General features: G+C 38.3%; 15 protein-coding genes. 11 read left to right on the forward strand and 4 right to left on the reverse strand.

Annotation, left to right across the window (positions count from 1 at the left end):
- Nucleotides 1-258: 258 nt before the first annotated feature.
- Nucleotides 259-960: a response regulator transcription factor gene (locus WKT20_RS02445; RefSeq protein WP_340416767.1), complete on the reverse strand. Its 702-nt coding sequence runs from the start codon at nucleotides 958-960 to the stop codon at nucleotides 259-261.
- A 219-nt stretch (nucleotides 961-1,179) separates the two neighbouring features.
- Between WKT20_RS02445 and WKT20_RS02450 the strand changes: the two genes are divergently transcribed.
- The 5 genes from WKT20_RS02450 to WKT20_RS02470 are packed head-to-tail and all read left to right on the forward strand — an operon-like array spanning nucleotide 1,180 to nucleotide 3,818.
- A complete protein-coding gene (locus WKT20_RS02450; RefSeq protein WP_340416768.1) occupies nucleotides 1,180-1,779 on the forward strand; it encodes a hypothetical protein in 600 nt (199 codons plus the stop codon).
- Nucleotides 1,780-1,813: 34 nt separating this feature from the next.
- Nucleotides 1,814-1,999 carry a hypothetical protein gene (locus tag WKT20_RS02455; protein ID WP_340416769.1) on the forward strand — a complete coding sequence of 62 codons (186 nt, stop codon included), beginning with the start codon at nucleotides 1,814-1,816 and terminating at the stop codon, nucleotides 1,997-1,999.
- 14 nt (nucleotides 2,000-2,013) lie between these two features.
- Nucleotides 2,014-2,637, forward strand: a complete 624-nt coding sequence (locus WKT20_RS02460; RefSeq protein ID WP_340416770.1) for a hypothetical protein — start codon at nucleotides 2,014-2,016, stop codon at nucleotides 2,635-2,637.
- Nucleotides 2,598-3,422 (forward strand): S41 family peptidase, encoded by an 825-nt coding sequence (locus WKT20_RS02465; RefSeq protein ID WP_340416771.1) that lies wholly within the window; start codon nucleotides 2,598-2,600, stop codon nucleotides 3,420-3,422. Before WKT20_RS02460 ends, WKT20_RS02465 begins: the two co-directional genes overlap by 40 nt.
- Nucleotides 3,423-3,464: 42 nt before the next feature.
- The gene (locus WKT20_RS02470; RefSeq protein WP_340416772.1) at nucleotides 3,465-3,818 is read left to right on the forward strand and encodes a hypothetical protein; all 354 of its coding nucleotides are present in this window, start codon (nucleotides 3,465-3,467) and stop codon (nucleotides 3,816-3,818) included.
- Here the strand turns inward: WKT20_RS02470 and WKT20_RS02475 are convergent.
- On the reverse strand, nucleotides 3,776-4,498 hold the full coding sequence (locus WKT20_RS02475) for a sensor histidine kinase (RefSeq protein WP_340416773.1): 723 nt from the start codon (nucleotides 4,496-4,498) through the stop codon (nucleotides 3,776-3,778). The genes WKT20_RS02470 and WKT20_RS02475 overlap by 43 nt on opposite strands.
- A gap of 758 nt (nucleotides 4,499-5,256) precedes the next feature.
- On the opposite strand from WKT20_RS02475, the gene WKT20_RS02480 reads away from it, so the two are divergent.
- The 3 genes from WKT20_RS02480 (at nucleotide 5,257) to WKT20_RS02490 (ending at nucleotide 7,388) form a co-directional block, all read left to right on the forward strand.
- Nucleotides 5,257-6,510, forward strand: a complete 1,254-nt coding sequence (locus tag WKT20_RS02480) for a hypothetical protein (RefSeq protein WP_340416774.1) — start codon at nucleotides 5,257-5,259, stop codon at nucleotides 6,508-6,510.
- Between the two features lie 108 nt (nucleotides 6,511-6,618).
- Nucleotides 6,619-6,837 carry a helix-turn-helix domain-containing protein gene (locus WKT20_RS02485; RefSeq protein WP_262639805.1) on the forward strand — a complete coding sequence of 73 codons (219 nt, stop codon included), beginning with the start codon at nucleotides 6,619-6,621 and terminating at the stop codon, nucleotides 6,835-6,837.
- A gap of 197 nt (nucleotides 6,838-7,034) precedes the next feature.
- On the forward strand, nucleotides 7,035-7,388 hold the full coding sequence (locus WKT20_RS02490) for a hypothetical protein (protein WP_340416775.1): 354 nt from the start codon (nucleotides 7,035-7,037) through the stop codon (nucleotides 7,386-7,388).
- Here the strand turns inward: WKT20_RS02490 and WKT20_RS02495 are convergent.
- Nucleotides 7,346-8,686 carry a sensor histidine kinase gene (locus tag WKT20_RS02495; RefSeq protein WP_340416776.1) on the reverse strand — a complete coding sequence of 447 codons (1,341 nt, stop codon included), beginning with the start codon at nucleotides 8,684-8,686 and terminating at the stop codon, nucleotides 7,346-7,348. The genes WKT20_RS02490 and WKT20_RS02495 overlap by 43 nt on opposite strands.
- A 135-nt stretch (nucleotides 8,687-8,821) precedes the next feature.
- Here WKT20_RS02495 and WKT20_RS02500 point away from each other — a divergent pair, with 135 nt between their 5' ends.
- Both WKT20_RS02500 and WKT20_RS02505 read left to right on the forward strand, forming a co-directional pair.
- Nucleotides 8,822-9,082, forward strand: a complete 261-nt coding sequence (locus tag WKT20_RS02500; protein WP_072541498.1) for a DUF3836 domain-containing protein — start codon at nucleotides 8,822-8,824, stop codon at nucleotides 9,080-9,082.
- Between the two features lie 70 nt (nucleotides 9,083-9,152).
- The gene (locus WKT20_RS02505) at nucleotides 9,153-9,473 is read left to right on the forward strand and encodes a hypothetical protein (RefSeq protein WP_072541499.1); all 321 of its coding nucleotides are present in this window, start codon (nucleotides 9,153-9,155) and stop codon (nucleotides 9,471-9,473) included.
- 130 nt (nucleotides 9,474-9,603) lie between these two features.
- On the opposite strand, the gene WKT20_RS02510 is transcribed toward WKT20_RS02505, so the two are convergent.
- Nucleotides 9,604-10,326 carry a sensor histidine kinase gene (locus WKT20_RS02510; protein ID WP_340416777.1) on the reverse strand — a complete coding sequence of 241 codons (723 nt, stop codon included), beginning with the start codon at nucleotides 10,324-10,326 and terminating at the stop codon, nucleotides 9,604-9,606.
- A gap of 755 nt (nucleotides 10,327-11,081) precedes the next feature.
- Here WKT20_RS02510 and WKT20_RS02515 point away from each other — a divergent pair.
- Nucleotides 11,082-13,901, forward strand: coding sequence for a M16 family metallopeptidase (locus WKT20_RS02515; protein WP_340416778.1), 2,820 nt, complete (start codon nucleotides 11,082-11,084; stop codon nucleotides 13,899-13,901).
- The last annotated feature ends 81 nt before the right edge of the window (nucleotides 13,902-13,982 follow it).

Here is a 13,982-nt window from a genome sequence, read left to right on the forward strand (position 1 = left end):
ATATAACAACTCTGGATTCAGGCCAAATGATTTATAAGTTAATTTTTGGTGGCAAAAGAAATTCTTTTTATCTTTGTCCCAGATAAAGTGCACTTGTCAGCTATAGGCTTTCATACTGCACTATAAAAGGAACTGATAAGGGACTGCCCTATAGGGTAGTCCTTTTTTTATGGTTACAAGACAATTTTATCTCTTTCAGTTTATAAGTAGAGTTAGCCAATTTCCCAGTGAACGGTAATCTCTGAAAAGGATATAAACTCAGTTATTGACCATAAGTATAAGCCCTGTACCTCTTTTGGTGACAATCTCTATATGAGGGTCTTCCGCAAACAGCTTTCTTAATTTGGTGATGAACACATCGAGGCTGCGTGAGGCAAAATAATCCTTGTCAGTATTCCAGAAACGGCCCAGAATGGTCTCTCTTGTTACCACATCACCTTTATTTTGCGCGAGCAACTGTAAAATCTGAGCTTCTCTTACGGTAAGATCCGTTTTATCGCCCGATTCGTGATTATAGAGTGTGGCATGTTCGGCATCCAGCGTATAATGGCCGAACTTGCACAATCCTTCTTCGTTGCGGGTCTTACTTCCTTCCTTCATTTTCAGGATGGCGTGCAGATGTGCATCCAGTTCATCGGGGATGAACGGTTTCTTCACGTAATTATTGACGCCGATATCATATCCTTTCCTGACATCCTTGGGAGAGGTAAGTGCGGAAGCAAAAAGAATGGGGGTATCCACGTCGGTTGCCCGTATGCGACGCACCATTTCAAAGCCATCCATCACCGGCATATCAATGTCGGAGATGATGATGTCGGGGCGATGTGCCTTCCAGGCTTCCACTCCCTCTTCCCCATTACAAGCGGTAATCACCTCATATCCTCCGATGATGTCCTGGAGGCCGGACTGTACGATGTATGACAGATTCTTGTCGTCTTCTACCAATAACAGTTTTATCATTGTTTTTGCAATTATGAAACAAATGTATGGAAATATGTGGAATATACGGCATCTCAGAAACAGATTTTGTGTATATCGTCAGTCTTTGCAAATATAATATTGGGATTACCAACCTAAATTGAAACGCCGAAGTATTAACATAAAGATAACGTAAGGATAACCTAAAGGCTAAAGATTCCACCTTACCTTTGCAATAGTCAAATTAAAAAGTATGTAACAATGAAAATATTTACAAGGAAAACGAATCGGCAAAAGGCATTGATTTCATACGGAAGAGGGCCCGAAGGGGAAGAAGTGATGATAAACATCACGGAACCTAAACGGATAAATGTAAAAACCATTGTGGCCTTCGTTATTATCCTGCCAGTGATGATGTGGCTATTTTCTGCCATTTATGGAGTTGACAGCCTGAATGTCACTTCGGCGAACTATTTCAGTAAAGGCAGGTATGTAATACTCTCCAGTGTGCTTTGTGGTGTCTTGTTGAACTGGTTAATACAGGCTGTCGTTTATGTTATTGTCAGTCCTAAGTCAGATAGAAAATTTGCGACAAGATTCTTCAAACATTATAATACCTTACGCTTCTTTTGTGAAGGAAATTTGAAGGTCATTCATTTCCGTATAGCGAATATACTTGCTCACTGTATCTGTGGATATATCCCTTTACTGTCAGGTTTTATCATAGGGGACGTTTCTGTTTGTTACTTTGGCCTTCTATCAATGATGTTCTTCTTTGATGAGACCAGCCTTGTATGGAGACTGCGTCGTTACAGCGGGCAGGCTTTGTGCAGATATAAGGGAGATGAAAATATGGGATAGTATACGGTTGATTATATAATATTATATTGATTGTATGAATAAGAAGTTAAGTTTTGCAACTTGTTTATTGTGGGGGATGCTATGGGGAATAGTTTTGGGTGTTGCGATAGATAAGTTGGCTATGGGTATTGCATTAGGTAATATGTTCGGTACCATGTATTACTTATTTTCTGCCAACTCAGATAAAAACTCAAATGATGAGAATAAAGAAAATTCTTAAAATCATACTGTCTGATGGAAAATAATACTTTTCATAAAATATCGGTAACTTTCTTTGAGGAAAGCTATAATAAATATCAGAATGAGGTAATGAATCTGTTGCATTTTATCAGGTTATTTCATCCTGTCAGTATAGTTAATCCTGAAAGAGTCAACAGATTTGAAAGACAGGCAGAGAAAATCTGCCATGAAATGAAAGGTGTGATAGACTTGCAGCACTTCCAGTTTGCCTTGAATTCTCTGTTAGCCATACTTGAAGACGCACATACTTATTTCATGCCTGAAGATGGATTAATTTATCCATACGAGATAAGATATTATGAAGGCTGTTTTTATCTGTATGCTATAGATTCAGAATATCCTGATTTTACGGGAAAAGAGATTGTTTCCATAAATGGCATATCCGTTAAAAATATCAGGTTGGCTATGCGTAAGGCAATGCCTTCGGAGAATGAAGTAAAGGCAGGGCTATGGAGTTTTTATCTGAATCGCAAAGCATTTCTGCATCAGATAGGAGTAGATACTGTAAAAGGTGTTTGTCTTGGCTTTCATGATGGAAGTAGCCTGCTTTTTGAACCCGAAACAGATAACCGTTCCGGATGGTATCAAGTGAAGTTCCCTCCTCATCCTTTACCGTGAAGCGTGATGATTTGTTCTCCTATCAGATAATTGAAGATAAATGCTATCTGCAATTTAACGTGATGTATGATTTGCAGTCGTATTTGCAATTATGTCAGGTTACGGGTACCAAGACCGAGGATAATTATCTGAACTTTCTGCCGTCATTTTCTGATTTTATAGATAAGATGAATGCCGATTTAAAGCAACATCATATACAAAAGCTGGTGGTGGATATGCGTTATAATGGTGGAGGAAACAGTATGCTTGGCGACCAGCTTCTTCAATATCTTGGGGTTGATACGGACGGTATATCAAAATATAAGACATTTGTCAGAAAATCAGATTTTCTTTTCAAGTGTATGCCTGATTTCTACATTTCCAGCAAAAGCAAATCTGGAGAACTTGTTTTAATGGAAGATTTTGAAAACTTGCTATTCCTTCCCAAAATAAAGAACCATTTTGAAGGGAAGGTAATATTCATACAAGGCCAGAACACTTTCAGCAGTGCAAATTATTTGCTTACAACTATAAAGGATAATCACCTTTTCACAATTATAGGTACTCCGACTTCGCAGAAGCCTACTTGCTTTGGTGATGTATTGCCTGTTGAATTGCCATTTACAGGTACAAAGGGATACATAAGTCACTCTTTCTTTGAAAGACCGGATGTAAGTCTCAATGAGGAAGATTGTTTATATCCTGATTTTCATATACCTGTGTCTATGAATGAAAGGTTGAAGGGTATTGATAAATGCTGGGAATGGGTTGAAATGAATTTGTCTGATGAGTCGATAATTGTGTAATATATTGCTGTAAATAGTTTATTATAAAGATTCACGATGGTTATGAAAATGAAGTTTATAATTTCAGGCATTCTGATTGCCGCTATCGGACTGGTACTGTCGCACACATATCGTCCGTATGTATATGAGAACCATATCAATGATTATCATCTGGCAGATGTGATAGGCAGTATCGTTTGCGTACCGGCTGCGGTATTATGCGTCTATGGCATTGATAACAGATATTCGATAAAGCAATACACAATTGGGGCTGCAGTAGTCTATATTGCATACGAGTTTCTCGGTCTTTTTCATATACATGGCACCTTCGATGTATATGATATTATTGCCATAATAATAAGCAGCCTTGTGTTTTATCGGATATGCTTGTTATTTGGAGTTTCAAGCGGCAGATAGATGGTAAATTCCGTGAACTCTCCTTCTGTGCTGTTGACGAATATTCTTCCCTCATGTGCCTTTATCACCTGGTCAACAAAGTTCAGGCCCAGTCCGAAGCCTGAAGCTCCGTTTCGGCGGCTGCGCTTTGCTGCCGCAGCGCGTTCATACTTCTGGAAAATGACTTTCTGGTCGGCTTCGGATATGCCCAGCCCATTGTCGCGTACTTTCAGGATGGTGTAGCGTTCGCTTTCTTCCGTCGTGATGTGTATTTCCACACTCTCCTTTGAGTATTTGATGGCATTGTCAATCAGATTGCTTAAGACTTCACCCAGATAATCTTTGTCGGCATAAGCTGTTTTAGCCTGTAAGCTGATGATAAAGTTTACAGGCTTCTGTGCTTTAGCCTTGAATTTCTCGGTCAGTTTCTCTATTATTGGAGTAAGCTCAACTTCTGTCTTGTTCATCTCCAGTTTATGGTTCTCCAGTTTAGAGATGGTCAGTATCTTGTTGGTGAGTGTTAACAGATGGTCAGTTTCGCTTTCTGCTATACTCATGTATTTGTTCTTTATCTCCGGTTTGGAATCAAGTCTTCCGCTTTTCAACATATCCTGCACCATCATAATAGTACTGAGAGGTGTTTTCATATCGTGAATCATAGCGTATGAGAAGTCCTCACGGATTTGGGAGATCGTATTCATTTTTGATATTATTCTTACTTGGTAGATTATGCAGAATACTACAAAAATGAGAAGTATTGTTGTCGATATAAGAAGTAGTCCCATCTTTTGAAAAAAGAAGTTATTGGGATTAATAATTTGGGCTTTAATTGTATATGAGAAGTCACTCCTTATAGGGATTTTCTGTGTTTCAATATAAAAAAATGAATAATGTGCTTTTCCTTTATTTTGTATAATACTATCCCCTTTTAATAGATATAGGCAAAAGCCATTATTAATATTTGCTTCTCCCAGAATTTGTTTATAATATTTTGCTATTGTATCCAATGAAATAGGTTTCCCAAGTTCATCTAATGATTCTTGCATATAAGCAAATTCCGGTATATCTTTTCCACTATCACTTTGGGGTCTGCTTTTAACCATTGTTCCTTGTGGTAAAGAACCCAATCTGGAAAATGTTTCAGCATTAATAGCATTCTCTAACAGATGACTTGTTTTAAATACTATTTCATTTTTGTTAAATTGATATGAACTATGTAGCCAGATAATTTGTATTAGGACCAAAATAAAAAGACCTAATATCGTTATTATTTTTATATATTTTCTCATTTGGCAGTTTTATTGCAAAGTTAATAAGATTAAGCATATATGTCACTAAAGCTTTTGCAGAAAGCTTCTTAACCTAAAGATAACGTAGCGATAACTAAAATCCGAATGGAGACAATTTATCTTTGTGACAATAAAACAAAATAAGTAATTCAATTAAAGTTTATATTTCTATGAAAAGAATAGTGAGAAAGAAGGTAAAAATGATGCTTTTGTCTGTCATTGTCATTGGAATTGTAGGAGGTCTTTCCTATTTTATCTACGGTGTGGCACAGATGTATAAAATAAACACATGGCAAAATGCTATTGGGAAAGAGCTGCCAAACAAATTCAAAGAAATACTACCGCTTAAAAGGGATACAAAAGGTTGGTTTTACATAACTGGTAAAGTAGGGACACATAAAAGAGATTTTATCCTGGATACGCAGGCTAGAAGTATGGCAAGGATTGAGTATCTTCAGTCACTGCATGCAAGTCATTGGGGAACTTACCCTAGAGCCGTGAAAAACTTATATGGACAGCAGGAAAAGTACGCTTTATATACATTGGATAATGTAGTTATAGCAGACGGACTGCCATTGTATAAGCCGTTATTCAGTGGTATAACTCAAACCAATGCATTATATGATTTGTTGGAGAAAGATTTATTGGGAAAAGACATATTGCAACATTTTGTGTGGAAATTTTCTTTGGATCATGATGAACTGATTTTGTTTTCAAATTCAGATGCCGATATGCTTCGTGAAGAAGCCTGTAATTACACGAAAATTGAGAATGGTTTGGATGAGGGAATACCGTTGCTGTTTGAGTCGGTGAAAGAATCATATAAATACCACTTCGATTTAGGTTATGAGGGGTATATCAGCATTAATAAGGAATTGTATGAAAAATTGAAAAAAAAATATCCTCAGAAGGAATACTTGGTCAAGAGGAATGAAAACCTTGTGGACACCACGTTCATGCTGACTAACGTACCGATACGAATCAATGATTTGTGGATTCCAGATTGTAAGGTGACTTATCGTCCCGGATTTGACACAAACTTATTGGGAGTCGGATTCATTGAAAGATTCAACTTCATGCTTGGTTATCAGAAGGGTAATAAAAAAATAGTAGCGAAGGAAGATCTTTATTTACAACTACGAAGAACCGCATCAAAATCCAATGATTTTGTGTATTGTCCATCAAAGGGCTTTGACGTGGAATATTCAGAGGATGGAGCAGTCGTATCATTTTTAGAAATAAATGGGGAAGCAAGTCGTAAAGGTTTGAAAATAGGTGACAAGGTGCTGGAAATAAATCATGGCGCTGTCTGTCTGAGTGCAGATTCCATAAAACTCGGAAAAGTTACATTACACATCAATAACTGTAATGAGTTAGAGTTAAAAATAAAGAGAAATAATAAAACCGTTTATATGAATATTTAATACATCTTGTTTCAGCAAAGTTACCAAGAAAGGATGGTATACACAATATTCTATAGAAGTGGAAAGTTACTTAATTTGATAATTATAAAAGAAAATAAATGTCATAATATGTATTTGATAAGAATAAAATTAAATACAATAATGAAGATTAGGAATATCACATTAACAGAACTTTCGGAGAAAACAGGGCTAACTATCTCTAATCTTTCCAATATAAAGAATAATCGTATAGCCTCTATCAGATTTTCTACACTTGAAAAATTATGTAAGGTTTTAGACTGCCAACCTTGTGATATTTTAGTATATGAAGTAAAGATAACGTATTGATAACATAAACTCTTTCACTTTGCGCATACCTTTGCAGCATAAGTATAATGTAATATTTATAGCCTATGAAGAAAAGTTCTTATAAATATGGTCGTATATTTTATTATGGATTAGTGGTGGGTGCTGTAATTGGAATACTTATAATGTCGTATTTCCTTATATGCTATAATACATCATTATAAAGATTCACGATGGTTATGAAAATGAAGTTTATAATTTCAGGCATTCTGATTGTCGCTATCGGACTGGTACTGTCGCACACATATCGTCCGTATGTATATGAGAACCATATCAATGATTATCATCTGGCAGATGTGATAGGCAGTATCGTTTGCGTACCGGCTGCGGTATTATGCGTCTATGGCATTGAGAACAGATATTCGATAAAGCAATACACAATTGGGGCTGCAGTAGTCTATATTGCATACGAGTTTCTCGGTCTTTTTCATATACATGGCACCTTCGATGTATATGATATTATTGCCATAATAATAAGCAGCCTTGTGTTTTATCGGATATGCTTGTTATTTGGAGTTTCAAGCGGCAGATAGATGGTAAATTCCGTAAACTCTCCTTCTGTGCTGTTGACGAATATTCTTCCCTCATGCGCTTTTATTACCTGATCAACAAAGTTCAGGCCCAGTCCGAAACCTGAAGCTCCGTTTCGGCGGCTGCGCTTTGCTGCCGCAGCGCGTTCATACTTCTGGAAAATGACTTTCTGGTCGGCTTCGGATATGCCCAGCCCATTGTCGCGTACTTTCAGGATGGTGTAGCGTTCGCTTTCTTCCGTCGTGATGTGTATTTCCACACTCTCCTTTGAGTATTTGATGGCATTGTCAATCAGATTGCTTAATACTTCATCCAGATAATCTTTGTCGGCATAAGCTGTTTTGGCCTGTAAGCTGATGGTAAAGTTTACAGGCTTCTGAGCCTTGGCTTTGAATTTATCAGTCAATGTCTCTATTATAGGAGTAAGCTCGACTTCTGTCTTGTTCATCTCCAGTTTATGGTTTTCCAGTTTGGAGATGGTCAGTATCTTGTTGGTGAGTGTTAACAGATGGTCAGTTTCGCTTTTTGCTATGTTCATGAATTTTTTCTTTATCTCCGGCTTAGAATCAATCCTTCCGCTTTCCAGCATATCTTGTACCATCATAATTGTGCTGAGGGGTGTTTTCATATCGTGTATCATAGCGTATGAGAAGTCTTCACGGATTTGGGAGATCTTATTTAATTTGAAGATAAGTTTAATTTGATAGACAGTGCAAACTATTGTTAGAGAAGTCATTATGATTGTTGTTATGAATATAATCCACATTTTATTAAATATATTCCAATATGGATTTGTCAAAACTAACTGCATGCCAATGGATTTATCTAATTTTATGGGAATAACTTCAGTCTTGATGATTCCTATTTGAGGGATTGTTATTCTTTTACTCGTTTGTATAACTTTATTAGAATCAACAATGCAGACAATAAATTCAGACTTAATATTTTTTTTACTTAGTTGCAAATTGGTAAGGGAATCTATTTCAGATAAAGAATATTTATAGCCTAATTTACTGATTCCGTCATATATATAAGTAGTTATTGAGATAGAATCGTTTGGTGCTCCTCCGCCTATGACAGTTCCATCTGGGACACTCTTCGATATTATATTAGCCTCTTTATACAATGCTTGGTCAAATAAATCTGTACATTCTTTTTTAATTTCTTCTTTTATAAAAAGATATGTATTGCAAAGCCATAAGCTTTGCAGTGAGAAGATGGAAATTAACCCTATAATTGTGATTAAGTGAATGTATTTTTGCTTAGACATTTTTATTGCAAAGTTAATAAGATTAAGCATATATGTCACTAAAGCTTTTGTAGAAAGCTTCTTAACCTAAAGATAACGTAGCGATAACATAAACTCTTGTGCTTTGCGCCTACCTTTGCAGCATAAGAAATAACAAATCAAGTATAATTCGAAAATTAAATTATTATGATAGCAGAATTAATCGTTTCAGCAGTAGCATCAGTGTCTTTGTCAACACCAAAGGTCGTTTATAATGTATCCTCAGATGATAAGAAAGTGACAAATATTGAGGCCTATTCGGTAAGTGAAGGTAAATATCTTAAGCGTCTGTATAAGATAAACTTTATTTATAATGCAGAGGGTGAGGTTACAAATAAGAATACTTATCAGTGGGATGAAAGAAATTCCGGTTATATATTGAAGGATACTGAGAAGTTTTCCAAATAAAATCCTTCAACTTCTCTCTTATAAAAGTTTCGCATGTTCTATCAATATACCTAAAAATATAAGTTATACAATGGATAAGACTAAAATCTGGAAAATAATTGCATCAATTTTTATGTTGATAGTTATTGGAATCCTATTAAAGAATATCAATATATCTAATATAAGTTATATTGTTTTCGTTCCTGTTATTTTATTACTAGGAATGATTTTTGAAAAACGAAATATTTACAGGGGATGGTTGATTTCAACAATTTTTGCTGTTTTATATTCCTTCCTATGGTATTTCTTTAACCCGGAAAAAGCGTTAGCTGCTATCGCTTGGATTTCAGCAGGTTCATTTATTTCATTGATAGTGATTTTTTTACTTAAACATATTAGAAAGGTTCGATAGAGTATTTGTTGTTAAAATTAGAGTAAGTCTGATGAATTCAGAATAAGGTAAGCCGTGTGTCAATCGTTCTCGTTACATTGACACACGGCTTATCTGGAAAGCAGCAATTACACTTAAATATTTTTGTGTTTTACTGATTATGTCTGTTGTTTGGAGTTTCAAGCGGCAGATAGATGGTAAATTCCGTAAACTCTCCTTCTGTGCTGTTGACGAATATTCTTCCCTCATGTGCCTTTATCACCTGGTCAACAAAGTTCAGGCCCAGTCCGAAGCCTGAAGCTCCGTTTCGGCGGCTGCGCTTTGCTGCCGTAGCACGTTCATACTTCTGGAAAATGACTTTCTGGTCGGCTTCGGATATGCCCAGCCCATTGTCACGCACTTTCAGGATGGTGTAGCGTTCGCTTTCTTCCGTCGTGATGTGTATTTCCACACTCTCCTTTGAGTATTTGATGGCATTATCAATCAGATTGCTTAATACTTCACCTAGATAATCTTTGTCGGCATAAGCTGTTTTGGCCTGTAAGCCGATGATAAAGTTTACAGGTTTCTGTGCTTTGGCCTTGAATTTCTCAGTCAGTTTCTCTATTATTGGTGTAAGCTCAACTTCTGTCTTGTTCATCTCCAGTTTATGGTTCTCCAGTTTGGAAATTGTAAGTATCTTGTTGGTGAGAGCAAACAAGTGGTCTGTTTCGCTTTTTGCTATACTCATATATTTGTTCTTTATCTCCGGTCTGTTATCAAGCCTTCCGCTTTCCAGCATATCCTGTATCATCATAATAGTGCTTAGAGGTGTTTTCATGTCATGCACCATAGCGTATGAGAAGTCTTCACGGATTTGGGAGATCGTATTCATTTTTGATATTATTCTTACTTGGTAGATTATGCAGAATACTACAAAAATGAGAAGTATTGTTGTCGATATAAGAAGTAGTCCCATCTTTCCGAAAAAAAGGTTGTTGGGATTTACGAATTGAGCCTGTATAACTATGGAATAATCTTTTCTTAGAGGTACTTTGCCTGTTTGTAAAGAAAATAATGAGTAAGGTTTATTCCCAATATGTTGTATGATTGTATCATTTTTTGAAATAGATATCATACATTCGCTTGGATAGTTATTCTTCAATAATAACTGTTTGTATATATGGTTAATAGAGTCAAGGATTATTGGACTTTTTAGTTGTTCTAAAGATTCTTGCATATAAACAAACTCTGGAAGATTCCTATTTTTATCTTCCTCTGTTCTACTTTGAACCTTAGTTCCAACTGGTAAATTTTGTAATCTGGAGAATGTTTCTTCCATAATGGCCTGTTCCAGCATATTTGTAGATTTAATCTTCAGTTCATCCTTAACAAAATTATAAGAATTAACTAACCATACAAGTTGAACTAATAATACAATTGATAGACCTAATATTGTAATAAATCTGATATAATATGTTTTCATTTAGCTGTTTTATTGCAAAGTTAATAACATTATGCAGATATATAACCAAAGTTCCTGCTGAAAACTTCTTAACCTAAAGATAACGTAGCGATAACATAAACTCTTGTTCTATGCGCATACCTTTGCAGCATAAGAATAACGAAATAACATAAAACATTTCAATTATGAGAAGAATAATGAAACTGGCTTTTATGGCCATTGCAGGATTTGCCTGCTTACCGGTAGCTGTCAGGTCACAGCAGATGCCTCCGGTACCGGTGGATAAGGAAGTGAGAATCGGTAAACTGGATAACGGACTTACATACTATATCCGTCACAATGAATATCCGAAGAACCAGGTGGATTTCTATATCGCCCAGAAAGTGGGTAGCATCCTTGAAGAAGACAACCAACGCGGATTGGCGCATTTCCTTGAACACATGTGTTTCAACGGAACAAGGAACTTCCCGGGCAGCTCTATGATCAAATGGCTGGAGTCTGTGGGTGTGAAGTTCGGTTATAACCTGAATGCCTATACCAGTGTAGATGAGACAGTATATCGTATCTCCAGTGTACCTACAGAACGTATCGGGGTGCAGGATTCATGTCTGATGATTCTGTCCGACTGGGCTGACGGCCTTTTGCTGGAAGGAAAGGAGATAGACGAGGAACGTTCCGTTATACATGAGGAATGGAGAAGCCAGCTGCCTCCAAATATGAGAATAATGGAGAAACTGCTTCCGGAGATATATCCTGACAGCAGATACGGACACCGACTTCCTATAGGAACTATGGAAGTGGTGGATAATTTCCCTCATCAGGCTCTTCGAGACTATTATGAAACATGGTACCGTCCTGACCTGCAGGGTATAGTTGTGGTAGGTGACATTGATGTGGACCGCATAGAAGGCAAGATCAAGGAAATGTTCTCAAAGATTGAGAAGCCTGTAAATCCGGCAGAGAGGGTTTATTTCCCGGTGGCCGACAATGAAAAGCCTATTGTCGCTTTCGGCTCGGATAAGGAGCAGGATAAATATGTGGCTCAGATTATGTTCAAGTATGATGCCCTGCCCGATTCATTGAAGGGCACAATGGCGGATGTCACAACCGCTTATCTGCTCGATATGGCCCAGATGATGCTTCAGGTAAGACTGAACGAACAGGGACAGAAGGCGGATGCTCCGTTTGCGGCGGCTTCTGCATTTTACGGTGAGTTTATTATGGCAAAGACGAAACAGGCTTTCCAATTTGCTATGCTTCCAAAAGGTAACAGTTTCGACGAAGGACTGAAAGCGGTCTATCGTGAGGCTCTCCGTGCCAAAAGGGGAGGATTTACCACCACTGAATATGCGCGTTGCCGCACGGAATACCTGTCTCAGCTTGAAAAGGCATACAATAACCGAAACCAGCAGGAGAACAAGACGCTGGCAGAATCGTATGTGCGTAATTTCATCGACAAGAAGCCGATACCGGGTATCGAGACGGAATATCAGATGATGAGCATGATTGTGAACCAGATTCCTGTGGAAGCTGTCAATCAGGTGTTTTCGCAGATTGTTTCGGACAAGAATCTGGTGGTTCTCGGTATGATGCCTGCACGCGAAGGTGAGGTCTGTCCCAAGGATGAAGATATCCTTGCATTGCTTTCTCAGGTGGAAGCCGAAAACATTGCTCCTTACGTGGACAATGTGAAGGATGAACCTCTGGTAAGCGAGTTGCCGGCAGCCGGAAAGGTGGTGAAGGAAAACGTGCTTTCTGATTTCGGGGCCAAGGAATGGATTCTTTCAAACGGTGCCAAGGTGATATTGAAGAAGACCGACTTCAAGGCGGATGAAATCAATATGATGGCCGTGGCAAAAGGCGGTACTTCGGTTTATGGGAACGACAAGGCTGCGGACTTGATGTTTATGCCTGCTGTACTGGAACAGCACGGTCTGGGCAGTTTCACCAATTCGGAGCTGACCAAGCTGATGGCCGGCAAGCAGGTTTCGCTCAAAGTAAGTCTGGATGATTATGTACGCAGATTGTCGGGAAATACGACTCCTAAGGACCTGAAGACTTACATGGAGATGATTTACATGACTTTCACCGGACTGACAGTAACACCGGATGAATTTACCGCCATGCAGAATCTCTATAAAGGACTGATTCAGAATCAGGCACAGAACCCTAACTTCGTTTTCCAGAAGAAGGTGCAGGAATACCTTTATTCTTCGCCCAACAAGCAGGTGTTTGGTGTGAGTGACATTGAGAAGGCAAACCGTGAGGATATCCTTTCCATCATCCGTGAGCAGCTTGCCAACGCAGCCGAGTTTACCTTCGTATTCAGTGGAAACTTTGATGAAGCGGAATTAAAGGCACTGGTTGAGCAGTACATCGCCACCTTGCCGTCGGTGAAGGGAAAGAAACAGGAATTGAAGCATAGCCCTGCGGTTGAAATCAAGTCGGGCAACGAGGAAAAGGAATTTTCCCTGAAGATGGAAGTGCCTCAGGGTAGTGCGGCGGTTATCATTAGCGGAAAGGTGCCTTACTCGTTCAAGAACAGGCTGATGGCTTCCATGTCGGCACAGATTATCTCTGCCCGTCTTTTGAGTGAAGTCCGTGAGAAAGAGGGAGCTGTTTACAGTATATATACGCAGGGCTCTCAGGACCGGTTGTCTGAAGTGTCTGTTGTCTATCAGACCATATTCCAGGTGAAGCCTGAAAAGAAAGACCGTGCGCTTGAGATCATCCGCAGCGAGTTTGAGAAACTGGCAAAGGAAACGCCCGTGGAAGAACTTGACAAGGTGAAGGAGTTTATGGTGAAGCAAATTACTGGAGACGAACAAACCAACAGCTACTGGTGCTCCATGATGGCCGGCAACGAGCTTCTGCCTTCTGAAGTCTGTGTGAAGGCGGAACAGGTCATCCAGTCCATCACCCCGAAAGAAATCTCCGGCTATGTGAATGAAGTAATGAAGCAGAATAACTATAGAGTTCTGGTAATGATGCCTGAGAGTAAGTAGGATATTTTTCAAAGGAAGCACATATTCTATTTTTATTCTGCCTAAAATAAAACCGTCTGCATGTCTTGAAGAAAATCTTCA

Origin of the sequence: Phocaeicola sp. ICN-14070 (assembly GCF_037892625.1) — a bacterium.
Taxonomy (GTDB): Bacteria; Bacteroidota; Bacteroidia; order Bacteroidales; family Bacteroidaceae; genus Phocaeicola; species Phocaeicola plebeius.